Raw genomic sequence first — 25,754 nt, 5'->3', positions numbered from 1 at the left:
ACTTCGGGCCCTAGGGTGATCGGCGTGGTCGCGGCACTGGAGCTGTATCTGGACACCGACGCCACCCGGCGCATCCGGGTGCTGTGGGACGCGCTGGAGTCCGAGGGGGTGCAGAGCATGCGTTCCCTGCTGGAGCGGCGGCACCGGCCGCACGTGTCGCTGGCGGTGGCCCCACGGCTGGACCCGGAGCAGGTCGCCGCGGCCCTCGCCGGCACGGTGGTGGCGGCGCCGCTGCGGCTGACGTTCCAGCACGCCGGGCAGTTCGTCGGGCGGGTGCTGTGGCTCGGGCCGGCCCCCAACGCCGAGCTGCTGGCCCACCACGCGCTCGTGCACGGCCGGCTCGCCGACGCCGGCGTCGGGCTGGCCGAACACTACCGGCCGGGGCTCTGGGTGCCGCACTGCACGCTGTCCATGCGGGTACCCAACGCCCTGATGGCCGCCGCGGTGCGGCGCTGCCTGGAGATGCTGCCGCTGGAGGCGACCGTGGTCGGCGCGGCGGTCACCGACCACGCCCGGGGCGTCTGCCGGCCGCTGCCCTGACCGGCGCGACGTCTGCCATCATCGTCACGATGTCCGCCAACCCGTCCGCGCCGACCGCCGACACCGCGGCCACCCCGGTGCGGGGCAGCGTGCTCGAGGCGGTGCTGGAACGCGTCACCTACACCAACGAGGAGACCGGGTACACCATCGCCCGGGTCGCCACCGACCGCTCCGGCGACGACCTGCTCACCGTCGTCGGCCCGCTGCCCGGCGCGCAGCCCGGGGAGCGGCTGCGGCTGGTCGGCCGGTGGGGTTCGCACCCGCGCTACGGGCGGCAGTTCGAGGTGCAGCACTGCACCACCGTGCTGCCCGCGACGGTGCAGGGCATCGAGCGCTACCTGGGCTCGGGACTGATCAAGGGGATCGGCCCGAAGATGGCGGCCCGGATCGTGGCCGCCTTCGGCGTGGACACCCTGCGGGTCATCGAGGAGGAACCCGGCCGGTTGGTCGAGGTGCACGGCCTCGGCAGGAAGCGCACCGCGGCGATCGGCGCGGCGTGGCAGGAGCAGAAGGCCATCAAGGAGGTGATGATCTTCCTCCAGGGCGTCGGCGTCTCCACCTCGCACGCCGTGCGCATCTTCAAGCAGTACGGCGACTCGTCGATCGCGGTGGTGCGCGACGACCCGTACCGGCTGGCCGCCGACGTGTGGGGCATCGGGTTCCGGACGGCCGACAGCATCGCCAAGGCCGTGGGCATCCCGCACGACAGCCCTCAACGGGTACGCGCCGGCATCCGTTACACCCTCTCCGAGGCCGCCGACGGCGGACACTGCTACCTGCCCGAGCCGAACCTGGTCGCCGACGCCGCCGCGATCCTGGAGGTGCCGGCGGAACTGGTCGCCGCCGGCCTGGCCGACCTGGTGGCCACCGAGGACGGCGTGGTCCGCGAGGCGGTGCCGAACCGCAGTAACGAGGGCGCCGTCATCCCGGCGGTCTACCTGGTGCCGTTCCACCGGGCCGAGTCGGCCCTCGCGGCGAGCCTGGTCCGGCTGCTGCGCGAACCGGTGGACCGGATGCCGGCCTTCGCCGACGTGGACTGGCCCAGGGCACTGGCCTGGCTGCGGGCCCGCACGGGGGCCGAGCTGGCGACGGAACAGGAGCAGGCGGTACGGCTGGCGCTGACCTCCCGGGTGGCCGTGCTGACCGGCGGTCCCGGCTGCGGCAAGTCGTTCACCGTGCGGTCGATCATCGAGCTGGCCGCGGCGAAGAAGGCGAAGATCGTGCTGGCCGCGCCCACCGGCCGGGCGGCGAAGCGGCTCACCGAGCTGACCGGCCACCCGGCCACCACCGTGCACCGGCTGCTCCAGCTCCGCCCCGGCGGGGACGCCACCTTCGACCGGGGCAACCCGATCGACGCCGACCTGATGGTGGTCGACGAGGCGTCCATGCTCGACCTGATCCTCGCCAACAAGCTGGTCAAGGCGGTTCCGCCCGGCGCGCACCTGCTGCTCGTCGGCGACGTCGACCAGTTGCCCTCGGTCGGCGCCGGCGAGGTGCTGCGCGACGTGCTGGCCGCCGACACCGTGCCCCGGGTCCGCCTCACCCGCATCTTCCGGCAGGCGCAGGAGTCCGGGGTGGTGGCCAACGCGCACCGGATCAACGCCGGCCAGGCCCCGGTGTTCGGTGAGCACCCCGACTTCTTCCTGTTCCCCAGCGACGAACCGGAGGTCACCGCCGAGCAGGTGGTCGACATCGTGGCCCGGCGGATCCCGGGCCGGTTCGGCCTGCGCCCCCGCGACGTGCAGGTGCTCACCCCGATGCTGCGCGGCCCGGCCGGCGCCGGCAACCTGAACACCCTGTTGCAGCAGGCGATCGCCCCGCACCGCGACGGCGCCCCGGAGCGGCGGCACGGCGGCCGGGTGTTCCGGATCGGCGACAAGGTGATCCAGGTCCGCAACAACTACGACAAGGGCGCCGCCGGGGTGTTCAACGGCACGGTGGGGGTGGTCACCGCCCTGGACCTGGACGACCAGACGCTGACCGTACGCACCGACGAGGACGAGGACGTGGGCTACGAGTTCCACGAGCTCGACGAGTTGCAGCACGCGTACGCCATCACGGTGCACCGGTCGCAGGGCAGCGAGTATCCCGCGGTGGTGGTGCCGGTGACCATGAGCGCGTACACGATGTTGCAACGGAATCTGCTCTACACCGCGGTCACCCGGGCCCGGAAGCTGGTGGTGCTGGCCGGGTCGCGCAAGGCGCTCGCCATCGCGGTGCGTACCGCGGGCACCGGCCGGCGGCACACCGCGCTCACCCACCGGCTCGCCCCCGACCGGGCCTGAGCCGGGGCACGGCCGGGGGCGGCGGCCGGGCCGCCGCCGGCGCCACCGGTGCGCGTGGCGCCGACGACCGCCCGACGCCGCCTCCGACTACTCGGCGATCCTGGTGCGGCCGGTCCAGCGGAAGACCACGGGCAGCTCGTCGGTCACCCTGACGGTGTCCCGCTCGAAGTGCTCGTACCCGCCGTAGTGGCTTACCTTGATCTTGTCCTCTGCCGGAGAGATCCGGTGGCTGCGCTGCTCGGCGGGGAGATTGGTCGGGCCGCCCTCCAACACCACGTCGATGATGCTGGCAGCGTCCCCGCCGATCGGCGCCCGCGCCGACCAGGTGCTCCGGTCGTCATCGTTGACGATCCGGTCCGCTGTCCGGACAACGGTGGCGGATTCGGAAGAATCTGTCATCGCACGACCTCCGTCGCTTGTCGCTCCGCCCCGGACGCGTGAGTCGTCGGTGCGGCGCGGGTCACCGGCGGGGGCGACACCCAGTTCCGCGGACACGGAACGGGTGGCGGGAGAACGCCCTCCCGCGCCCCGGTGACCGGCCTCGTTCAGGTTGAATGTAATTCAGGTCACAATAGCCGAACACCCTTAACAACCCCTAGGGGCGCGGCGACATTCGGGTCGGCGCAGACGGGACGGGCCCTCCCCGCCACCCGGGCGGGAAGGGCCCTCGTTTCGCTTCCGGCAGCCGCCGGACGTTCGTCACTCCCAGCGGAAGAAGCGGGTGGCCAGCACGGATCCGAGCACCGCGGTGGCCGCCAGGACGAGGAGCTGCGACAGCGCCGGGCTGTCGCCGGCCCACGAGGCGGCGAGAGTGTCCACGGTGGCCCCCAGCGGGGAGTAGTCGGCGATGCGGGCCAGCACCGTCGGCATCTGGTCGCGGGGCAGCCAGGCCCCGGCGAGGAAGAGCAGCGGGAAGAACAGCGCCGGACCGATGGACTGCGCCGCCCGGGCCGACGGCGCGAGCGCCGCGATGAGCAGGCCGATGGCGAACAGGCACGCCACGCCGAGCAGGAAGGCCAGCACGAAGCCGGGCATGTTCGCCGGGGACGACTGGTCGAGCAGGAACCGTACGCCGATCGCGGTGACCACCGCGCCGGCCACCCCCATCACCAGGTTCACCACGACCTGCGCGACCAGCAGCATTCCCGGGTGGACCGGGGTGGTGGCGAGCCGGCGCAGCACCCGCCGCTCGCGGTAGACGCCCAGCGCCATCGGCAGGGTGAACAACGCCAGCATGCCGATGGTGAGGGCCAGGGCGAGCGCCGGCAGGAAGGTCAGCTCGCCGTGCTGCCCGGTGCCCTGGGTGGACGATCCCCGCTGGGGCAGCCCGAAGACGAGCATCAGACCGATCGGCAGCACGAAGACGAAGAACAGCGACACCGGTTCGCGTACGAACAGCTTCATCTCGACGGCGATGAGCTTGGTCAGGGCGTTCACGAGGGCCTCTTGTCGGTCGGCTTCTGGGGGGCGGCGGCCCGACCGGCGCGGCGACCGGTGAGCGAGACGAAGGCGTCGTCCAGGGTGGGCTGCTCGACCCGGAGGGCGGCGTACCGGACCTTGTGCTCCGTCAGCGCCGCGAGCACCGACTGGAGCACCTCCTCCGGGCCGGTCACGGTCACCTCGTCGCCGCTGCGGCTGACCCCGGTCACCCCGGGCAGGGCGGCGAGCAACGAGTCGTCCAGCCCGTCGAGCGGGCGGAAGTGCACCCGGTGCTCGGTGCCGACGCGGGTCAGCAGGCCGGAGGGGGTGTCGATGGCTACGATGCGGCCGGTGTCGATGATGGCCAGCCGGTCGCAGAGCCGCTCCGCCTCCTCCATGAAGTGGGTGACCAGCACGACGGTGACGCCCCGGTCGCGGATCCGCTCGACCAGGTCCCAGGTGTCCCGCCGGCCTTGCGGGTCCAGGCCGGTGGTCAGCTCGTCGAGGATGGCCACCTCGGGGCGCCCGACCAGCGCCAGGGCCACCGAGAGCCGCTGCTTCTGCCCACCGGAGAGCTTGTGGAAGGCGGTGTTGCGCTGTTCGGTCAGGCCCAGGTCGGCGAGCAACTCGTCGATGTCGGCCTTCTGGCGGTAGAAGGAGCGGTAGAGATCCAGCGCCTCGCGGACCCGCAGCTTGTCGGGGAGCTGACTCTCCTGCAACTGGGCGCCGACGCGCTGGCGCACCTCGGTGCGGTCCCGGATCGGATCCAGTCCGAGCACCCGCACGGAGCCGCCGTCGGCGCGGCGCAGCCCTTGCACACACTCGACGGTGGTCGTCTTGCCCGCCCCGTTCGGCCCGAGCACGCCGAAGATCTCGCCCTGCTCGACGGTGAAGGACACGTCGTCGACGGCCACCTTCTCCCCGTACCGCTTGTGCAGGTGCTCCACCTCGATGACCGGCATTGGCGTCGTCCTCCGTCACGTGCGGGTTGCCGTCGGGAGGGCAGGACCCTCTGGGATCGCGGCGTGTTGCGGTACGCGGAATCGGTCCACGCGGCGGCGACCGACGCCGGACATCATCCGGGGATCTGAATCACGAATCAACCCATCGGCTGACGGACCGGGGTGTCATCCGGGGCCGACCGGCCCGACAGGGGTGCCCGCCGGTCACCGCGCGTGCCCGTCGCCGCGCCGGGGCCGGCGGTGGGCGACCCGGGAGCGGGTGGCGGGCAGAGCGGCAGCAGATCCGCCGGGCGGGCCAGCACGGCGTCGGGGCCGGCGGCGAGCAGGACCTCCCGGTCCGACTCACCCCACAACGCGGCGACCGCCACCACCCCCGCGGCCCGGGCGCTGACCAGGTCGGCGGGCGCGTCGCCGAGCAGCACCGCCTCGCCGGGGCGCACCCCGAGGAGCTCCAGCGCCCGCCGCACGATGTCCGGGGCCGGCTTCGGCCGGGGCACCTCGTCCGCGCCGACGACGTGGTCGACCAGCGGCAGCATGCCGAGCCCACCGAGCAGGTCCCGGGCCCGCTTCCCGCTGCGGCCGGTGGCCACGGCCAGGCCCAACCCCCGCCCACGCAGGACGCCCAGCAGCTCGACCACCCCGTCGACCGGCGTCACCCGGTGCGCCAGCCGGTTGCTCTCCCGGACGAACGGGCCGGCCATCGCCGCCGGCAGACCCAGCAGCGCCAGCACCTCGGGCAGGTACCGGCCCGGGTGCCGGCAGTACTCCCCGACCGGCGCCACCCCGTCGCCGACCACCTCGGCGTACGCGAGGGCGAACGCCTCCCGGGCCACGGCCAGGCTGTCCACCAGCACGCCGTCGAGGTCGAACACGACCGCCCGGACCTGGCCGGACGTGTCCCGCCGGTCTTCCGTCTCACCGGTCACCGGCGGCACCTCCTGAGGGACGTCGACGACACGGCGGGCGGCGGCCGGTAGGGGTGGCCGGGCCGGGGGCGCCCCGACTACGGTCGGGTCGTCCCGGGACCGCCGTGCCGGGCCTCCGGCGACGACGCGCAACCCGTCGACGCCCACGCGAACCCTACCGGCGACCCGGCCGGGCCGGCGGGCCGGCGAGGGTCCGGCGTGGCGTCGACTCCCGGCGCGCCGGGCGGCGCCGGATCCGAGCCGCTGGAGAGGGGCGCAGGGCATGACGTTGTTGCGGTGGTTGGCAGAGTCCGACGACGAGCGCCCGGGCGCGGTCCGGGTCGACGACCGGGCGGTGTCCTGGGTCGAGCTGCGCCGCCGGGCCGCGGCGGTCGCCGACGAGCTGCGCGGCGTCGACCGGGTGGCCGTCGAGGCCACCGCCACCCTGGAGACGGTGGTCGCGGTGGTGGGCGCGTTGACCGCCGGCGCGGCGGTCGTACCGGTGCCGCCGGACGCCGGGCCGATGGAGCGCGAGCACATCCTGCGCGACTCGGGCGCGGCGGCGCTGCTCGTCCCGGCGAACGGCCCGCAGCCGGTCGGCGGCGCCGGCCCGCCGGTGGTCCCGGTCGACCCGACCCGCGGGTCGGACACCGTCCACCCGGAGCCGGACCCGGCCGGCACCGCGCTGATCCTCTACACCAGCGGCACGACCGGGGCCCCGAAGGGCGCGGTGATCTCCCGGGCGGCGGTCGCCGCCTGCCTGGACGGCCTCGCCGACGCCTGGTCCTGGACCCCGGACGACCTGCTGGTGCACGGCCTGCCGCTGTTCCACGTGCACGGGCTCGTGCTCGGCGTGCTCGGGCCGCTGAGGCTGGGCAGCCGGCTGCACCACGTCGGCCGCCCCCGACCCGACCGGTACGCGGCGGCGGCCGGCTCCGTCTACTTCGGCGTGCCCACCGTGTGGTCCCGGATCGCCGCCGACCCCGACGCAGCGCGGGCGCTGCGCCCGGCGCGGCTGCTCGTCTCGGGCAGCGCGGCCCTACCGGCGACGGTCTTCGCCGACCTCGCCACGCTCACCGGCCACCGGGTGGTCGAACGGTACGGGATGACCGAAACGCTGATCACGGTCAGCGCCCGCGCCGACGGGCCCCGCCGGCCGGGAACGGTCGGCGTGCCGCTGCCCGGCGTGCGTACCCGGGTGGTCGACGAGCACGGCGCGGCGCTGCCCGCCGACGGCGCGGCGATGGGCGAGCTCCAGGTGTGCGGGCCCACCCTCTTCGACGGGTACCTCAACCGGCCGGACGCCGACGCGGCGACCCGCACCCCGGACGGCTGGTTCCGCACCGGGGACGTGGCCACCGTCGACCCGGACGGCTGGCACCGGATCGTCGGCCGGGCCGCCACCGACCTGATCAAGAGCGGCGGCTACCGGATCGGCGCGGGTGAGGTGGAGGACGCCCTGCTGGCGTACCCCGGCGTCCGGGAGGCCGCCGTGGTCGGCACCCCGCACCCGGACCTGGGCCAACAGGTCACGGCGTACGTGGTGGGTGACGGGGTGGACGGGCCCGAGCTGATCGACTTCGTGGCCCGCCAACTGTCCGCGCACAAGCGCCCCCGCGAGGTGCGGTTCGTCGACGCGCTGCCCCGCAACGCCCTGGGCAAGGTGCAGAAGACGAGGCTGACGGCCGACTGACCGGCCGCCGGTCGGCTCCGCTCAGGCGGTGGGCGTCGGGATGCTGATCGCGGTGAGCACCAGGCCCCGGCCCACCAGGAACCGGCCGGTGAAGGCGGTCACCGGCACGCCGCCCAGCACCGGGCCGGGCACCAGCAGCTCGGCCACGAAGGTCCCGGCCGGGTCGACGACGATGTCCGCCTCGGCGAAGTCCAGCCACCGGCCGGTGAGCGGGAACCACGCCTTGTACACCGACTCCTTGGCGCTGAACAGCAGGCGGTCCCAGCAGACCGTGGGACGGGCGGCGGCCAGCGCGGCCGTGCGGGTCCGCTCGGCCGGCAGGGCGATCGCGTCGAGCACCCCCTCGGGCAGCGGCGCGTGCGGCTCCGCGTCCACCCCTAGGGTGGCGAACGCCGCCGCCCGGCCGAGGACGGCCGCCCGGTAGCCGTCGCAGTGGGTCATGCTGCCGACGATCCCGGCCGGCCAGATCGGGGCGCCGCGCGCGCCGGAGACGATCGGCACCGGCTCGACGCCCAGCTCAGCGAGCGCCCGGCGGGCGCAGTGCCGCACGGTGGTGAACTCCCGGCGCCGCTTCTGCACCGAGTTCGCGACGAGCGCCTCCTCCTCGGGGAACAGGGTCAGTCCGGCGGAATCCTCGAAGGACTCGGCCACGGCCACGGAGGGGGGCAGGATCTGCTCGATCACCCGCCGATGGTAGGTGCGCCGGGTCGCCGCGCCGCCCCTCGGGTGGTCGATAGGGGTAAAGTACGGGTGCCCGCCGCCCGGGGCGCCTGCCAGTCTGTGGCGTGCCGGCCCGGGTGGCCGGAGCGTGCGGAGTGGTCGGACGGATGCGGGAAAGCGATGCTCAGAGGCAAAGTGGTGCGGTTCGACGAGGTGCGGGGCTACGGGTTCATCGCCCCGGACGACGGCGGTGACGACGTGTTCGTCCACGCGAACACCGTCGACGGCGACAAGTGGACGATGGTGCCCGGCGTACCGGTGGAGTACGAGGCGGTGGAGAGCGACCGGGGCCCGAAGGCGCTCACGGTGCGGGTGATCGGCCCCGCCCCCGGCGCCGATCGGAGCGCCACGGCCGGTGCCGTGCGCGCCCGGGAGGTCCCGGCGGGCGCGGAGGACGAGGAGGGCCTGTGCGACGTGCTCTCCGAGCGGGCCTTCTTCGCGGAGACCACGGAGGCCCTGCTGACCTCCGTGCCGGACCTGACGGGCGCGCAGATCGTGGCGGTACGCGCCCGGATGCTGGCGCTGGCCCGACGGCACGGCTGGGTGGAGGGCTGACGCTCCGGCGCACCGGTTCGGGCGCGGGCGCGTTCAGCCTGCGGCGATCAGCAGCGACTTCCTGATCCGACCCTGCACGCTGCGCGGCAGCTCGTCGACGAAGTGCACCCGACGGGGCCGCTGGCAGGCCGACAGGTACCGCCCGACGTGGTCGATGAGCACCTGGGCGGTGAGCCCCTCGGCGGCGACGACGTACGCGGTGACCTGCTCGCCCAGGGCCGGGTGCGGGATACCGACCACGGCTGCGTCGTGGACCCCCGGATGACTCAGCAGCACCTCCTCGACCTGGCCGGCGTACACGCGGACGGGACCGTGCACGACGTCGGTGCGGCGCTGTCCGATGATCCGGTGTGACCCGTCCGCCGTTACGGTCGCGAGGTCGCCGGTGGCGTGCCACCCGTCGGTGCCGGTGCGCTGCCCGCGCCGGTCGACGTATCCGCTGAACAGCGTCGGCCCCCGGATGCTCAGCTCGCCGACCGATTCGCCGTCGGTGGGCACCGGCAGGTTGTCCCGGCCCAGGACGCGGGCCTGGACCCCGGGCAGGGGCGCGCCGACGGCGCCGTCGGCCGGCGGGGCGTCCACCCGCCCGGCCAGCGCGATGAGGGTCTCGGTGGTGCCGTAGCCCTGGAGGAGCGAGTGCGAGGTGAGCAGCCGGAGGCGCTCGGTCACGGCGGGTACGAGCGGGGCGTCCCCGGAGACCAGGAGTCGGGCGCCGGCGAGGGTGTGCGCCCAGTGACGGTTCCGGGCGATCCTCGCCCACTGCCCGGGCACCGCCAGGTACAGGGTGCCGGCCGGGCCGGCTACGGCCTCCCGGTCGAGGTGGACGAAGCGGCTGCCCACCCTCAGCGCGCCGAGCAGTCCGACCACCAGGCCGTACGCCCGGAACAGCGGGGCGCCCTGGACCAGGACGTCGTCCCCGGTCCAGCGCCACGCGTCGGCCAGCAGGTCCAGGCCGACGGCGATGGCCCGGCGGGAGATGCGCACGCCGCGCGGCGGCCCGCTGGTGCCTCCGGTGTAGAGGATCACCGCGTCGGCGCCCGGCTCCGGCTCGGGCTGCCGGGTCCAGGATCGCTGCCGCAGGTCGACCGGAACCGCCGGCAGGCCGAGGCTGCCGGGGCGGTCCCGGCCGAGGACCACGGTCACCCCGGCCTCGCGCAGGATGCGACCGCGCTCCCGCTCGTCGGCGCCCGGCGGCACGGGCACCAGCGGCACGCCCGCGTGTACGGCGCCCACCATCCCGACCACCGCCTCCAGGCTGGGGGTCGCATCGACGGCGACCGCGCCGGCACCCCGGATCCGGTCGGCGACCGCGTTCACGCAGCCGAGCAGCGCTTCGCTGGAGAGGGTCCGCCCGGCGACCCTGACCGCGTCGGCCCGGTCGGTACCGTGACCGCACAGTGCCGGCAGCAGTGTCATCTCCGTTAACCCCTGTCGGGGACGTGGTGGAGTCTCGGCAGTGGCTGGGACATCACGGCCACAGAACCCTTCGCGTCATGGGTGCGTGCAGCCCCATATCCGGCCTTCCCCGCCGTCCGCACGGGTGCTCCGAAATTAGGCTGCCCATTCGCTTGGCACAACCCCTAGCCGCGCGGGCCCGCGGCGCTGCTGGCGGGCGGGCTGCCGGGGCGTGACGGGCCGACGGGCCAGGTAGGACGCGATCCGCGCCGGCTCCGAGTGCGACGGTAAGACAGGGGCAGGGCGTGTGTGGGGCGACGACGGGGCGGCTGTGGGGCGACGGCACATTCCGCCGGGGCGCACATTCGAGGAAGCCCGGTCCGTGCGGGGTGGAGATAATTGGCGACGACCATTGCAGTAGAATGGCGATCAGATTCAGGCCGGCCTTCACGATATTGATGCCGAGCCGCCGATAGAATACGTCGAACGCCACTGTGGCAACCGCGCGGACGCGGCGCACGGACAACCATTGATGCCACATATGTCTTAATTAACGTCTATCTCGCCTATCCGCTGTTAAAGGTTCGAATCGGGCAAGAGTGCGACGATGCCGCCGATGCGGATCCTCCCGATTCATCCGCCGTTAGCGACGGCCTCGAACGCGGACCGGCCGGCGACCGGTGCCCGCCCTCAGGGCGGGCGCGACAGCAGCGAAAGGCGAATTCTTTTAACTTTTGCCGACGGGACGCCGACCGCTCGGCAACCGGGAGGCGCACCGGAAGCCCGGCCCGGGGTGCGCCGCCGGTCCGCCGCCGACCCCACCCACCCGGGGGCCCGGCGCCGGAGTCCGCCGACGGCACACCCCGGCCCGGCGCGCACCAGCCTTCAGCCCGACCCGTCGGTGCCGGGCCACGCGATCGGGGTCCTGAGCTGCGCCTTCTTCACACACGGCGACCGCCCGGCGGCGGACGGGCCAACCGGACCCGGGCCGCGACCGGCCACCCTGGGCACGAAACGCGGACTCCGGGGCCGCCGCTCGCGCGGGCCGCGTGCGCCCGACACGATGCCCGACGGGCGGGGTGCCGGACGCATCGCCCGAGGATCCGCGACGGCGGCGCGGGCACCGCTGCCGAACGCCACGACACCTCCCCCACCAATTTCGGCAAGCGCCGAAAGCGCCCGCGAGCGGCCCACTCCGCGAACCGCATCACGTTATGAAATCGGCTGACGACTTTCCGTTGCGGAGGGTGCGGCAGGGTAGGCGCCACCCCGTTGGCACCGAACCGATGTTTGCCTATCCTTTACAACTTCCGGCTTGCCGCCCAATTCCGGGGCTGACATACTCCACCATGCACGGCGGTCGATAGCGGGGGGACATGCCCCGAGGGGGCGGAAATTGCCGATGAAGCTGGTGGGGCCACGATTCAGAGGCGCCAGACAGTCAAGTTAATCGATGGCATGTCCCCTAAATGAGACGGCCGTCTATATTCGCCTATCTGGGAATGGGTCGAAAATTGCCGGTCTCCGATTTCGTCAGGCCCCTCGGCAGCCCTGGGAAGATGGCGCACCCGGTGTCGGCGCACCCCGCGCTCCTTCCGAGGCCACGACCATGGAGTTGACCGAACGGAGCAGCCAGCTCGCCCTCCTGGAGCACCGGCTCGCCGACCGGCTCCGGCCGGCCGGCCGGCTCGCCGACGACCGGCCGTTGACCGTCCTGACGGGCCCCGTCGGCGCGGGCAAGACCACGCTGCTACAGGCGTTCGCCCGGCAGGTCGCCGGGTCCCGCGTCCGCTTCCTCGCCGCAGGCGCGTCCCGCGCCGAGCGCACCGTCCCGCTGGAGGTCATCCGTCAGCTCGTCCGGGCCGCGCCGCTGGGCGACGGCGACCGCGACCGCCTCGGCCGGCTGATCGACCGGGGCGCCCTCGCCTGGGGCGACGCCGACGACCGGGACCCGGAGGCCCCCGCCCTGACCACCGCCGCGCTCGGCAGCGCGCTGGTGGAGCTGGCCGGCCGGGCACCCCTGGTCATCGCGGTCGACGACGCCCACCACGCCGACATACCCTCACTGCGCTGTCTGGACTACGCGGCGCGGCGGATCGCCGGCCTCCCCGTGCTGATCGTGCTCACCGAGTCGCCCCGCACCCGGCCGTGGCATCCCGAGGTGTATGCCGAGCTGCTGCAACCCGCGCGGCTGCACCGCATCCGGCTGCCCCTGCTCACCGCCGACGGGACGTACCAACTCCTCGCCGCCCGGCTCGGCGCGCCCGCCGCCCGCCGCATCGCCGACGAGTGCCACGAGATCACCGCCGGCAACCCGCTGCTGGTGCGGGCGCTCAGCGACGACCACCTCGCCGCCACCGGGCAACGCCCGGACCGGCCAGTCGTGGGCGAGGCGTTCCGGGAGGCCGTGCTGAGCTGCCTCTACCGCTGCGAGCACCTGGTGCTCAAGGCCGCCCGGGCGCTCGCGGTGACCGGGGAGCCGCTGCACGGGAGCCTGCTGTCCCACCTCGTCGACGTCCGCGCCGAGTCGGCGCTGCGGGCGATCGACGGGCCGACCAGCGGCGGCCTGGTCACCACGGACGGACTGCGACACCCGGCGGTGGTCCAGGCCGTGCTCGACGGGATGACGGCCGAGGAACGCGCCCGGCTGCACCGGGAAACCGCCTGCCTGCTATACGAGGACGGCACCGCGCCGGAGCGCATCGCGCGCCATCTGGTCAGGACCGAGGAGCTGGGCGAGCCGTGGATGGCCCAGACCCTGCTGGACGCCGGCGAGCAGGCGCTGCTCGACGGCGAAGCCGGCACCGCCCTGCGCTACCTGCGGCGGGCCAACCGCGACTGCACCGACGCCTGCCTGCGGGCCCGCATCCGCTCGGCCCTCGCCCGGGCCGAGTGGATGCTGGACCCGCAGGCCGCGGTACCCCACCTGCTCGGCGTCGCCTCCGCAGTTCGGGCGGGGCACCTGAGCAGCCGGCAGGCCGCCGGCCCCATCCAGTTCCTGCTCTGGCACGGACAGATCGACAAGGCCGTCGAGCTCGTCCACCACCTCGGCGAACGCGCCGACAGCGCCGACCCGAGCTCCGCCGCGGCACTGGTGATCACCAAGGGGTGGCTGGCCACCCTCTACCCCGGGGTGGCGGCCAGCCGGCCGATGCCCTCGCCGTCCGTCCGGGACCCGCTGACCCTGGCCAAGGTCAAGCGGCGGCTCCACGGCGTGACCATGCTGACCGCCGTGCTCGAACAGGGCGACGTCGGCGTGGTCGAGGACGCCGAACGGGTGCTGTCCACCATCGGCCTCGACGACGAGCGCGACATGTGGACCGCCGTCTGCGCGCTCGTCGCGACGGTCTACGCCGACCGGCTGGAGCTGGCCGGCGACTGGTCCGAGAAGCTGGGCGACACCCGGGCGGCGCACCGGCAGCCCACCCCGGCGGCGATGATCGCCGCCGTGAAGGCGGTGGTCGCCGAGCGCCTCGGTGACCTGAGCCGGGCCCGGAACCTCGCCGACACCGCGCTGACCCAGCTCTCCCACAAGGGCTGGGGCGTGGTGATCGGGGTACCGCTCGCCGTCCGGCTGCGCGTCCTCACCCTCATGGGGGAACTCGACGCCGCAGCCGGGTGTCTCCAGGTCCCGGTGCCGCAGACGATGTTCGAGACGCCGTTCGGGCTGCACTACCTGCACGCGCGCGGCCTGTACGCCCTGGCCACGGGGAGCCCGGAGGCAGCCCTCGCCGACTTCCAGCTCTGCGGTCAGCTGATGACGTCCTGGCGGCTGGACCTGCCCGCCCTCGTACCCTGGCGGACCGAGTCGGCCCGGGCGCTGCTGCGGATGGGCCGCCGCGAACGGGCCGAGAAGCTGGTCCGCGAGGAGCTCACCCGGCTGCGGCCCACGCACGTGCGGTACCGGGGGTTCGCGTTGCGAGTCCTGGCCGCGACGGGGGAAGGGCCGGACCGGATCCAGCACCTGCGCGCCGCCGTCCGGCTGCTGCGCCAGTGCGGGGACCGGGCGGAACTCGCCCACAGCCTCGTCGACCTCGGCCACGTCTACCAGGAGGTCGGCGACCTGCGGCAGGCGCGCAACGCCATCCGCGCGGCCCACACCCTGGCCCAGGAGTGCGGCATCCCGTTGCTGCGGCCCAGCGTCGCCACCGGGGCCGCCGGGTCCGGCGAGGCCGCCCCCGACGTGGCGATGGTGGTCGACGGCCTCAGCGACGCGGAGTCGCGGGTGGCCACGCTGGCCGCCCGGGGCCACACCAACCGGGAGATCGCCGAGCGGCTCTTCCTCACGGTCAGCACCATCGAGCAGCGACTGACCCGGATCTACCGCAAGCTCGACGTCAACTCCCGCAGCGACCTCGCCGTCCGGCTGCGCCTGGGCCGCCCCGGCCCGGCCCCGACGGGGCACGGCGACGCGCCGTCGCTGCCGGGCGACCCGGAGTGCTAACCCTCGGCCCGTCTCCTCTTCTCCTCCCCCGCCGACCCCTGCCGTTTCTCTTGTGGACACTCCGGACAGGCATCCGCGACGGCGTTGTGACAACATCGAGCGACGGCGCCGTCGCGGACCGTCCACCGCGTCCCATCCGAATCGTCCCCGGGCGGGCACTCCCCTCCTACCCCTTCCGCAACCCCTATCGGCGAATGAGATCCGTAGGTTTCGGGCGGGAACGATGGGGTCTCAAGGCCGTTGTCGCACACCCGACCCGGTGCCAGACTCGCCTGAGAATTCCGGACCGCCCGCTGGGGAGCGCGGTCCGGCAGGAAGATCACAGGTCCACCCGGCACGGCGGCCCGGTGTGCCTCACCCCTACCCGGCGCGCCAGGTGGGAGCGGTGAGGGCTGCCGTTCGGCTCGGGAGAAGTGGTGTCGGTCAGCACCGGTAACCCGGTTCGGCACCACATATGAGAGAGGCTGACACGAGTGGTGCTGGTGCAGCGGGACGAACAGATCGCATTGCTCCGGAGGGCGTTCCGCGCCTGCGAGGAGCAGCAACGTGGACACGTGGCGCTGGTGACGGGCGCAGTGGGAAGCGGCAAGACGAGTCTGCTGGAGACGCTCGACGAGTGGGTGGTGGCCGCCGGAGGGCGGGTGCTCAACGCGGCCGGTTCGCGGGCGGAACGCGGACTCCGCCTAGGGGTGCTGGGGCAGTTGTTCCACAGCGCGCGGCTGGACCAGGAGTCGGCCGACCGGGTGGAGAAGCTGATGCGGGACGCCGCCTTCGCCGTACCGCTGCCGGAGCCCGGCGGTGAGGCGGCCGAGGGGGTCGCCTCCGAGGAACAGGTCTGGGCACCGCTGCTGCACGGCCTGTTCACCGCGCTGCTCGACCTGACCAGGTCCGGGCCGCTGGTCCTCACCGTCGACGACGTGCACCACGCGGACCCGGCCTCGCTGCACTGCCTGCTCTACGTCACCCGCCGGCTGCGGCACGCACGGATCATGATCGTGCTCGCCGAGGCGTCGACGCTGCGCCCGTCGCACCCGCTGTTCCGGGCGGAACTGCTCAGCCAGCCGTACTTCTCCCGGATCAGCCTGCCGCCGCTGACCGCCGACGCCATCGCCCGGATGATCGGCGACGACACCGAGGACGCGCAGGCCCGGGAGGCGGCCGAGAGCCTGCTCAGCATGACCGGCGGCAATCCGCTGCTCACCCGGGCCCTGCTCGACGAGCGGGACCGGGCCGAATCGGCCGACGACGCCACCCCCGACCCGACCGACGGCGACGGGTTCGACCAGGCCGTGCTCGGCTGCCTCTACCGGCACGAGCCGGGGGTGCGGCGGGTCGCCCAGGCGTTGGCGGTGCTGAACCGCCCGGCCCCGACGGAGCTGCTCGGTCACCTCCTCGACGTGGTGCCCGAGTCCGCCGTGCCAGCGGTGCGGGTGCTGCGCACGTCCGGGCTGATGGAGACCGACCAGCTGCGTCACCCGCGTATCCTGCGCTCGATCCTGGCCGACATGTCCCCCGAGGAACGTCGGGCCCTGCACCAGCGCGCCGCCGAGGTGCTGCACGAGCACGGCGCCGAGCCGGGGGTGATCGCCGAGCACCTGGTCGCCGCCGGTTGGGCGGACGGCGCCTGGTCGGTGCCGGTGCTCTCCGACGCCGCCGGGCAGGCGCTGGCCTCGGGCCGCCCCGACCTCGCCGCCGCCTGCCTGCGCCTGCTCGGCCGCGCAGAGGTGGACGAGCAGCAGCGCAGCACCAACACCGCGATGCTGGTCAACGCCCGCTGGCAGGTCAACCCGCTGACCGTCAACGGGCACCTGACCGAGCTGGTGCAGGCCGCCCGGGCTGCCGGGTGGTCCACCACCGCGGCCCTGTCCACCGTGCCGTACCTGCTCTGGCAGGGCCGGGTGGACGAGGCCACCGAGGCGGTCAGCGGCTTCTCCCCCGACGACGACCACGGCACCGCCACCGGCGCCGCCAGCCGGCTGCGGGCGATGCAGCTGCTGGTCTCCCTCTCCCACCCCGACCACCTGGCCACCGTCCGGGAGACCCCGAGCACCTGGAGCCGGGCGGCGACCGCGCCGACGACGATCAGCCCGCAGTTGCAGGCGGTGACCGTGCTCGGCACGGCGCTGATGCCGACCGCCGAGAACGACACCGTGGCCACCGCCGAGCAGCTGCTGCAACGGCACCACACCGACGACGGGTCGCTGGGCCTGCTCACCGCCCCGCTGCTGGCGCTGCTCTGGGCGGGCCGGGCCGACCGGGTGGCGGTCTGGGGTGACGTGCTGCTCAACCGGCCGGCGGCCCGGCACGCCCCGGTATGGCGGGCGATCGTGCGGGCGGTGCGGGCCGAGGCGGCGCTGCGCCTGGGTGACCTGCCGGGCGCGGAGCACCAGGCCCGGACGGCGCTGGCGGACCTGCCCGCCCCGGCGTGGGGGGTGGCGATCGCCGGCCCGCTGGCCACGCTGATCGGCTGCGCGACCGAGGCGGGCCGGTTCGCCGAGGCCGACCGGTGGCTGGCCCACCCCATGCCGGCCGGCATGCTCCGCACCCCGCTGGGTGTGCACTACCTGGCCGCCCGGGGCCGGCACCACCTGGCCATGGGCCGGCCGCACGCGGCGATCACCGACCTGCGCCGGTGCGGCGAGCTGGTACGCGCCTGGGGCGTCGACGTCGCCGGGCTGGCGCCGTGGCGGCTGGAGCTGGCCCGGGTTCAGCTCAGCGTCGGCAACAAGACGCAGGCCACCCAACTGTTGCAGGAGCAACTGCGGGTCGCCCACGGGGTCGACGACCGGACCCGGGGGCGGTCGCTGCGGCTGCTCGCCACGACCGCCGCCCCGGACCACCGGCGCAAGCTGCTCTCCGAGGCGGTGAACCTGCTGCAGTCCTGCGGGGACCGGCTGGAGCTCGTCCGGGCCCTCGGCGACACCGGGCAGACGCTGCAACGGGCCGGCGACTCCGCCCGGGCCCGGTTGCTGGTCCGCCGGGCGTACCAGCTGGCCCAGGACTGCGGGGCGTCGGTGCTGGCCCAACGGCTGATCCGGCGGGAGCCGGGCGGCGGGCTGCCGGCCTACCAGGCGAGCACCGAGCCGCAGGAACCGGACGACGGCCTGAGCGAGGCCGAGCGGCGGGTCGCCGCGCTGGCTGCCCAGGGGCACACCAACCGGCAGATCTCCAGCAAGCTGTTCATCACGGTGAGCACCGTGGAGCAGCACCTGACCCGGGTCTACCGGAAGCTGGACGTCAAGCGGCGCACCGACCTGCCGGCCCGGCTCATCGCGTTCGCGGAGCCGCTGGCCGAGGAGGCGCAGGGCGCGGCGTCCTGACCGGAACGCGCGAAGGGCGCCGGGTGGTCCCCCACCACGGCGCCCTTCGCGCGTAACGCGGTCAGTCCATGGATCGGCGCAGGAAGCCGCGGGTCCCGATCGCGGTGGCGACGACGAACACGCCCGCGAGGACGATCAGGCACAGCCAGAGCGGCACCGACTCGACGCCGGGCGGGGCGACCAGCGACCGGGTGGCCTCGCTGACGTAGGTCAGCGGGTTGAGCACGCAGATCACCTGGAACCAGGGCAGGGAGTCCAGGGCCCGCAGCGGGAACTGGGTGGCGCCGGTGAACATCAGCGGCGTCATGATCACGGTGAACATGATCTGGATCCGGTGCGGCGGGACCAGGGTGCCGAACGTGAGACCGAGCGCCGCGCCGACCAGCGCGCCGGCGGCCAGCACCACGATCACCTTGAGCGCCGTCAGCACGGGCCAGGTGACCCCCAGCATGAGCATGCCGATCGGGATCAGCACCAGGCCGGCGATCGTGCCGCGGATGGCCCCGAAGACGATCTTCTCGAAGGCGACCAGGGGAATCGACAGCGGGGAGAGCAGCCGGTCCTCGATCTCCCTGGTGAAGGAGAAGTCCATCACCAGCGGCAGCGCGGTGTTCTCCAGGCCGATCAGGAAGGCGTTCAGCGCGATGACGCCGGGCAGCAGGACGTTGGCGAAGTCGTTGCTGGCGTACCCCAGCTCGCCGAGCACCTTGCCGAAGATCAGCAACATGAACAGCGGCTGGATGAAGACCTGGGCAAGGAACGCGCCCAGCTCGCGGCCGGTGACGAACAGGTCACGCGCGAGCACCGCGCGGAACGTGGCGAGCTGGTCCAGCCAGCGCACGGAACGAGGCGCCGTGAACGCCTGCGTCGGCGCGGACGGGGCGGCGGGTGCGGTGACGCTCACCGAAGTTCCCTTCCGGTCAGGTGGATGAAGACGTCTTCCAGGCTGGGCTGGCCGATGCTGAGGTCGCGGACCTCACAACTCAGGTCGCTGAGGATCTTCAGCGCCATCGGCACGGCGTGGGCCGGCTGGGTGCCGGTGTAGACCCGGAAGGACAGGGTGGCGTCCGGGTCGGCCGGTGCGGCGGGCATGGGCATGGGCGGCATCCCGGGGAACGCCGGCATGCCGGCGCCCGCGCCGCCGCGCAGCTGTTCCACCCGCTCCACGTCCGCGATGTTGCCGAGCGCGGCCTGCACCTCCTCGGCCGGCGCGCCGGCGCCGACCACCAGGGTCAGCGTGCTGCTGCCGGGCAGGGTGCGGGTCAGCGCGGCGGGGGCGTCCAGGGTGAGCAGCTTGCCGTGGTCGATGATGCCGACCCGGTCGCAGAGCTTCTCCGCCTCGTCCATGTCGTGGGTGGTGACCACCACGGTCACCCCCTGCTGCTTCAGCTCGGCGATCCGGTCGTGCACGAACAGCCGCGACTGCGGGTCGAGGCCGCTGGAGGGCTCGTCGAGGAAGAGCACCCGGGGCGAGTGCATCAGCGCCCGCGCGATCATCGTGCGCTGCGCCAGGCCGCCGGAGAGGAAGTCGGTACGGAGCTTGGCCATCTCCGTGAGGCCCATCTGCTCCAGCAGCTCGTCTGCCCGCCGGTTGCGCTCGGCCCGCGGCACGCGGTGGTACGCCGCGTGGAACACCAGGTTCTGCCGGACGGTCAACGCCCGGTCCAGGTTCACCCGCTGCGGCACGACCGCCAGCAACTGCCGGGCCACGGCCGGCGCGCCGATCACGTCCGCGCCGCATACGGTGGCCCGACCCGAGGTGGCTCGCACCCGTGTGGTCAGCACCCCGATCGTCGTCGTCTTGCCCGCGCCGTTCGGCCCGAGCAGACCGAAGACCTCACCAGCGGCGACGGTGAAACTCAGTCCGTCCACCGCCGGTGGCATGTTGGGCTGGTACTGCTTGACCAGCTCCGTGACCACCACTGCCTCGTCCACGTCGTCATGCTCCCGTCCAGGTCATCTATGGGACAGATACGGATCTTTGAATAGGGGGCGCTAGGGGGACCGCCAGGGGCGCGGACCCTCACAGCCCATGCCCGGCCAGCCACCCCTGGAGGCTCTCGGCCAGCTCCGGGCCCCGGTCGGCGACCATGCTGAAGTGGTCCCCGGCCGCGTCCACCGCCTCGTGCGGGTACGGCCACCGGGACCGCCAGCCGTCGGCCTCCCCCGTCCACTTCCCCAGCGGCTCGCTGGCCCGCACCAGCAGGGTCGCCGACGTCATCGGGGCGGGCTGCCAGTCCAGGAACAACGGCAGGTACCCGGCCCACGCGGTGGTCCGCCAGTCGTCCATCGGGGTGTACGCGCTGTCCCGCTCGGTCATCCCGTCGAGCAGCTCCGGCACCCAGCCGCCGAGCACCTCGCTGTCGGCCGGGTAGGTGTCCATCAGCACCACGGCGGCCGGCGGCCGGCCCTGGCGGTCCAGCTCGCGGGCGAGCACGTTGGCGACCATCGCGCCGCCGGAGTGCCCGCCCAGCACGTACGGGCCGTCGCCGATGGCGCGCAGCACCGTGTCAGCGTGCACCCGCAGCAGGGCGTCCAGGTCGGCGGGCAGCTCCTCGCCCGCCCCGAACCCGGGGTTGGGCAGCGCCCAGACGTCGCGCAGGCCGCGGAAGCCGGACGCGAGCCGGGCGTACTCGTGCGCGCCGGAGAGCAGCGACATGGTGCAGCAGAAGACCAGCGGCGCACCGGCGCCGCCCTCGGCCAGCCGGAGGATCCCGGCCGGCCGGGAGAGCTGCCCGGGGTCGGTGAAGGACGGCCGGAACTGGGCGAGCTTGACCAGCAGCTCGGCGTACCCGGCGGAGTCCTCGCGAGCCTTGGGCTGGTTGAACAGCCCGCCGAGCAGCCCGCCGCCACCCGCCCCGCCGCCGTCGCCCGCTCCGGTCGCCGCGTCGCCGGCCGCGTCCGCGCCGAGGAGCTGGCCGAGCAGGTGCCGGGCCAGCGCCGTCGGGGTGGGGTGGTCGAACAGCAGGGTGGCGGACAGCTCCGCGCCGGTCTCCTGACGCAGCGCGTCGCGCAGTTCGAGGGCGGTCAGCGAGTCGAAGCCGAGTTCCAGGAAGTCCCGGTCGGCCTCGATCGCCCCGGGCGAGGCGTGCCCGAGCACCGTGGCCACCCGCGCCCGGACCAGGTCCAGCAGGATCCGCTGCCGGTCCGCGGCGGTGCTGCCGGTGAGGCGGGTCAGCAGCGCCCGGGCCGGGTCGCCGGCGTCGCCCCCGGCCGACCCGTCCGCCGCGGCGGCGGCCGTCGCCTCGGGGACGCCGCGCAGCAGCGGGCTGGGCCGTACCGCGGTGAAGGCCGGCACGAACGCGGGCCAGTCGATGTCGGCGACGGCGAGCTGGTCGTCGCCCCGGCTCACGGCCTGCTGCAACGCGGCGACGGCCAGTTCGGCGTCGAGCGGCCGGACGCCCCGGCGACGCAGCTGCCCCGGCTCGGCGACCTCGTCGGCCCACGGCACCCAGGCCAGCACGGTGGTCGGCCGACCGGCGGCCCGGCGGCGGGCGGCCAGCGCCTCCAGGCCCGCGCCGGCGGCGGCCGTGACCGCCGCGCCACCGCCGCCCCAGGTCGCGGCGGTGGAGGTGAAGACCACGAACTCGTCGACGGGCCGGTCGGCGCAGGCGGAGTCGAGCAGTTCCACGGCGGCGACGCGGGCGGCGACGGCGACGGCCAGCTCCGCCGGGTCCAGGCCGGCGACCGGCTCGCCCGCCCCGCCGGCGTCGGCGACGTGGACGACCGTGCGGACCGGGTGGCCGTCGGCGGCGAGCCGGTCCAGCAGGCCGGGCAGCGCCGCGGGATCGCCCACGGGGGTGACCTCGACGCCCCGCCCGGTCAGCTCGGCCGTCGCCTCGGCGGGCAGGGCCGCCCCGGTGAGGACCAGGTGCGGCGCGCCCCGGTCGGCGAGCCAGCGCAGCACGTGCGGGCCCCGCACGCCGGCCGCGCCGTCGACCAGCACCGCTCCCCTGGGATGCCAGTCCTCGTCGGCGGCGGCCGGGCCCGTCGGGGCGGGTTCCAGTCGCCGCGCGTACACCCCGGCGGGCCGGACCGCGAGCTGGTCCTCGTCGCCCCCGGCCGCGACGAGCCGGGCCAGCGCCGCGAGGGCGGCGGCGTCCGGCTCCGCCGGCAGGTCGACCAGGCCGCCCCACAGCCGCGGCATCTCCAGCGCGAGCACCCGGCCTAGGCCCCAGACGTACGCCCCGGCGACGCCCGGCGCGGGATCGTCCGGGTCGACGGCGACGGCTCCCCGGGTCACGCACCACACCGGCGCGCCGCCGTCGGCCGAGCCCAGGACCCGGACCAGCGCGGCGGTGCCGGCCAGCCCGGCGGTGCCGGTCGGGTCGCCCGCCGCCAGCAGCGACACCACGACCGACGGGGCGTCCCCGGCGGGCAGCACGAGGTCGCCGGGGTCGTCGCCCACGGGCAGCAGCACCGGCGACAGGCCCTCGGCTCGCAGCGCGGCCAGCACCGGGTCCGCGTCCACGCCGGTGGGGGCGACCACCAGACAGGGACCGGCCGGCGGGGCGACGACGGTCGGCGGGACGATCCGCGCCCAGCCGGCCCGGTACCGCAGGCCGTCCAGCTCCGTACGCCGGCGCCGCCGGCCCCGGTACGCACCGAGGACGGGCAGCAGCTCGGCCAGGGCGTCCCGCCGGTCGCCGCCGAGGCCGAGGACAGCGGCCAGCGCGGCGGGCTCGTCGGCCTCGACGGCGGCCCAGAAGTCCCCGTCCACGGCGTCCGCCGCCGGGGGCGGGACGAGGTGGAACCCGGGCGGCTCCGGCCAGTACCGCTCATGGTGGAAGGCGTACGTGGGCAGGTCGACGCGGGCAGCATCGGCACCGGCGAACAGGGCGGGCCAGTCCACCACGGCGCCTCGCAGATCCACGGCGGCGAGGGCGGCGAGCAGCCCGGCCGCCTCCGGCTGGTCCCGGCGAGCCACCGGCACGAAGGCCGCCGGGTCGACGTCGGGCAGGCACTCCCGGCCCAGCGCGGTGAGCGCGCCGTCCGGGCCCAGCTCCAGGAAGGTGCCCACCCCGGCGGCGGCCAGGGTGGCGACGCCGGCGTGGAAGCGCACCGTGTCCCGCACGTGGTCGACCCAGTAGCCGGGGTCGGTGGCCTGCTCGGCGGTGAGCACGTCGCCGGTGCGGTCGGAGACGACCGGCAGCCTCGGCGGATGCCAGGTGACCTTCTCGGCGACCACCCGGAAGTCGGCGAGCATGGCGTCCATCCGGGCGGAGTGGAACGCGTGACTGACCCGCAGCCGGCGGGTCCGCCTGCCCTGCGCGGCGAGGCTCTCGCCAGCCGCGAGCACAGCGTCGGCGTCGCCGGAGAGCACCACCGACGCGGGGCCGTTCACGGCGGCCAGGGCGACCCGGTCGCCGAGCTGCGGCGCCACCTCCGCCTCGGACGCCCGGACCGCCAGCATCGCCCCGCCGTCGGGCAGGGCCTGCATCAGCCGACCCCGGGCGGCCACCAGGGTCACCGCGTCGGCCAGCGACAGCACCCCGGCGACGTGCGCCGCGGCCAGCTCGCCGACGGAGTGCCCGAGCAGCTGCTGCGGGCGCAGCCCCCACGCGGTGACCAGCCGGTACGCGGCCACCTCGTACGCGAACAGCGCCGGCTGGGTGAACTCGGTGCGGTCCAGCAGGGCCGCCTCGGGCGAGCCGGGGTCGGCGAAGACGACCTCGCGCAGCGGGCGGGCCAGGTGCCGGTCGAGTTCGGCGGCCACCTCGTCGAAGGCGGCGGCGAACACCGGGAACCGGCGGTGCAGCTCGGCGCCCATCCCGGGGCGCTGCGCGCCCTGGCCGGTGAAGAGGAAGGCGAGCTTGCCGGCCGGCCGGGCCACCCCACGGGTCACGCCCGCGGCGGGCCGGTCCTCGGCGACGGCCCGCAGGCCGGCCCGCAGCGCGTCGCCGTCCGCGCCGGTCACGGCCGCCCGGTGCGGCAGCGCCGCCCGGGTGGTGACCAGCGAGTACGCCACGTCGGCCGGGGTCAGGTCGGGGTGGGCGGCCAGGTGGTCCAGCAGCCGGCGGGCCTGCCCCGCGAGGGCCGGCGCGGAACGGGCGGAGACGATCCACGGCGCCGGCGGGGCGGGCGTTCCAGCGGGACGGGGCGGCGGCACGTCGGCGGGGTCGGGCTGCTCGATGATGGTGTGCGCGTTCGTGCCGCTGACCCCGAACGCGGACACCCCGGCGCGGCGCGGCTGCCCGGTCTCCGGCCACGGGACCGCCTCGGTGAGCAGGGACACCGCCCCGGCGGACCAGTCGACGTGCGGGGTGGGGCGGTCGACGTGCAGGGTGGGCGGCAGCGTCCCGTGCCGCATGGCGTGGACCATCTTGATGATTCCGGCGACCCCGGCGGCGGCCTGGGTGTGGCCGATGTTCGACTTCACCGAGCCGAGCAGCAGCGGCCGGTCCGCCGGCCGGTCCCGCCCGTACGTGGCGAGCAGCGCCTGCGCCTCGATCGGGTCGCCGAGGGTGGTGCCGGTGCCGTGCGCCTCCACCACGTCGACCTGGTCGGCGGTCAGCCCCGCGTTGGCCAGCGCCTGCTTGATCACCCGACGCTGGGAGGGGCCGTTGGGGGCGGTGAGCCCGCTGCTGGCCCCGTCCTGGTTGACCGCGCTGCCGCGCACCACGGCGAGGACCCGGTGGCCGTTGCGGCGGGCGTCGGAGAGCCGCTCGACGAGCAGCATGCCGACCCCCTCGGACCAGCCGGTGCCGTCGGCGGCGGCGGCGAACGACTTGCACCGCCCGTCCGTGGACAGCCCACGCTGGCGGGAGAACTCCACGAAGACCGTCGGGGTGGCCATCACCGACACCCCGCCGGCCAGCGCCAGGGTGCACTCGCCCAGCCGCAGCGCCTGGCAGGCCAGGTGCAGCGCGACCAGCGACGACGAGCAGGCGGTGTCCACGGTGACCGCCGGGCCCTCCAGACCGAGGGCGTACGAGATCCGGCCGCTGGCCACGGCGGCGGCGCTGCCGGTGCCGAGGTACCCCTCGACACCGCCGCCGACCCCGGACAGCAGGGCCGCGTAGTCGCCCTGGCTGCTGGTCGCCGCGTACACGCCGGTGGGCGCGCCGCGCAGCGTGGTCGGGTCGATCCCGGCCCGCTCGAACGCCTCCCACGCGGCCTCCAGCAGCAGCCGCTGCTGCGGGTCCATGGCCAGCGCCTCGCGGGGGCTGATGCCGAAGAACGCGGGGTCGAAGTCGCCGGCGGAGTAGAGGAACCCGCCCTCCCGCACGTACGAGGTGCCCCGGCTGTCCGGGTCGGTGTTGTACAGGGCGTCGAGGTTCCACCCCCGGTCGTCGGGGAACGGCGCCATCGCGTCGGCCCCGCCGGCGACCAGGTCCCAGAGCTGCTCCGGCGAGCGCACACCGCCCGGGAACCGGCAGCTCATTCCGATGATCGCCACCGGTTCGGTGAGCGTGGCGGCGAGCTGCTGGTTCTGCTGCTTGAGCTTCTGGTTGTCGAGCAGGGACGCGCGCAACGCGCTGACGACCTCGTCCAGTGAGACGCTCATCGAGGGCTC

General features: G+C 74.7%; 13 protein-coding genes and 2 pseudogenes. 6 read left to right on the top strand and 9 right to left on the bottom strand.

What is annotated here, in order from left to right; all coding sequences use genetic code 11:
• Positions 1–24 precede the first annotated feature (24 nt).
• A complete protein-coding gene (locus tag ACFYZF_RS11355) occupies positions 25–540 on the top strand; it encodes a 2'-5' RNA ligase family protein (protein ID WP_387018537.1) in 516 nt (171 codons plus the stop codon).
• A gap of 29 nt (positions 541–569) precedes the next feature.
• On the top strand, positions 570–2,825 hold the full coding sequence (locus ACFYZF_RS11350; RefSeq protein WP_387018534.1) for an ATP-dependent RecD-like DNA helicase: 2,256 nt from the start codon (positions 570–572) through the stop codon (positions 2,823–2,825).
• A gap of 87 nt (positions 2,826–2,912) precedes the next feature.
• On the opposite strand, the gene ACFYZF_RS11345 is transcribed toward ACFYZF_RS11350, so the two are convergent.
• From ACFYZF_RS11345 to ACFYZF_RS11330, 4 genes and pseudogenes are all read right to left on the bottom strand, one after another.
• On the bottom strand, positions 2,913–3,224 hold the full coding sequence (locus ACFYZF_RS11345; RefSeq protein ID WP_387018532.1) for a DUF5988 family protein: 312 nt from the start codon (positions 3,222–3,224) through the stop codon (positions 2,913–2,915).
• 300 nt (positions 3,225–3,524) lie between these two features.
• Positions 3,525–4,262, bottom strand: coding sequence for an ABC transporter permease (locus ACFYZF_RS11340; RefSeq protein WP_387018530.1), 738 nt, complete (start codon positions 4,260–4,262; stop codon positions 3,525–3,527).
• Positions 4,259–5,206, bottom strand: coding sequence for an ATP-binding cassette domain-containing protein (locus ACFYZF_RS11335; RefSeq protein ID WP_387018528.1), 948 nt, complete (start codon positions 5,204–5,206; stop codon positions 4,259–4,261). The genes ACFYZF_RS11340 and ACFYZF_RS11335 overlap by 4 nt, the downstream gene beginning before the upstream one ends.
• 263 nt (positions 5,207–5,469) lie before the next feature.
• Positions 5,470–6,132, bottom strand: a pseudogene (locus ACFYZF_RS11330) (HAD-IA family hydrolase); the annotation flags it as partial.
• 262 nt (positions 6,133–6,394) lie between these two features.
• On the opposite strand from ACFYZF_RS11330, the gene ACFYZF_RS11325 reads away from it, so the two are divergent.
• A complete protein-coding gene (locus ACFYZF_RS11325; RefSeq protein WP_387018526.1) occupies positions 6,395–7,804 on the top strand; it encodes an acyl-CoA synthetase in 1,410 nt (469 codons plus the stop codon).
• Positions 7,805–7,825: 21 nt separating this feature from the next.
• On the opposite strand, the gene ACFYZF_RS11320 is transcribed toward ACFYZF_RS11325, so the two are convergent.
• The gene (locus ACFYZF_RS11320; RefSeq protein ID WP_387018524.1) at positions 7,826–8,488 is read right to left on the bottom strand and encodes a 4'-phosphopantetheinyl transferase; all 663 of its coding nucleotides are present in this window, start codon (positions 8,486–8,488) and stop codon (positions 7,826–7,828) included.
• Positions 8,489–8,644: 156 nt separating this feature from the next.
• Here ACFYZF_RS11320 and ACFYZF_RS11315 point away from each other — a divergent pair, with 156 nt between their 5' ends.
• Positions 8,645–9,079 (top strand): cold-shock protein, encoded by a 435-nt coding sequence (locus ACFYZF_RS11315; protein ID WP_387018521.1) that lies wholly within the window; start codon positions 8,645–8,647, stop codon positions 9,077–9,079.
• A 33-nt stretch (positions 9,080–9,112) separates the two neighbouring features.
• On the opposite strand, the gene ACFYZF_RS11310 is transcribed toward ACFYZF_RS11315, so the two are convergent.
• The gene (locus ACFYZF_RS11310) at positions 9,113–10,495 is read right to left on the bottom strand and encodes an AMP-binding protein (RefSeq protein WP_387018519.1); all 1,383 of its coding nucleotides are present in this window, start codon (positions 10,493–10,495) and stop codon (positions 9,113–9,115) included.
• Positions 10,496–12,083: 1,588 nt separating this feature from the next.
• Between ACFYZF_RS11310 and ACFYZF_RS11305 the strand changes: the two genes are divergently transcribed.
• Together ACFYZF_RS11305 and ACFYZF_RS11300 are read left to right on the top strand one after the other, a co-directional pair.
• Entirely contained in the window at positions 12,084–14,918 is a 2,835-nt protein-coding gene (locus ACFYZF_RS11305) for an AAA family ATPase (protein WP_387018516.1), read from the top strand.
• Positions 14,919–15,391: 473 nt separating this feature from the next.
• Positions 15,392–18,238, top strand: coding sequence for an ATP-binding protein (locus tag ACFYZF_RS11300; protein WP_387018513.1), 2,847 nt, complete (start codon positions 15,392–15,394; stop codon positions 18,236–18,238).
• A 61-nt stretch (positions 18,239–18,299) separates the two neighbouring features.
• Here ACFYZF_RS11300 and ACFYZF_RS11295 read toward each other — a convergent pair whose 3' ends face one another.
• The 3 genes and pseudogenes from ACFYZF_RS11295 to ACFYZF_RS11285 form a co-directional block, all read right to left on the bottom strand.
• On the bottom strand, positions 18,300–19,142 hold the full coding sequence (locus tag ACFYZF_RS11295) for an ABC transporter permease (protein WP_387018510.1): 843 nt from the start codon (positions 19,140–19,142) through the stop codon (positions 18,300–18,302).
• Positions 19,139–20,173 (bottom strand): ABC transporter ATP-binding protein, encoded by a 1,035-nt coding sequence (locus ACFYZF_RS11290; RefSeq protein ID WP_387018507.1) that lies wholly within the window; start codon positions 20,171–20,173, stop codon positions 19,139–19,141. The genes ACFYZF_RS11295 and ACFYZF_RS11290 overlap by 4 nt, the downstream gene beginning before the upstream one ends.
• A gap of 88 nt (positions 20,174–20,261) precedes the next feature.
• Positions 20,262–25,745, bottom strand: a pseudogene (locus ACFYZF_RS11285) (type I polyketide synthase); the annotation flags it as partial.
• Positions 25,746–25,754: the final 9 nt, after the last annotated feature.

Origin of the sequence: Micromonospora sp. NPDC001898, assembly GCF_042891255.1 — a bacterium.
Lineage (GTDB): Bacteria > Actinomycetota > Actinomycetes > Mycobacteriales > Micromonosporaceae > Micromonospora.
Note: the sequence above shows the minus strand (reverse complement) of the source record. Positions and strands in the feature narration are given on the sequence as shown.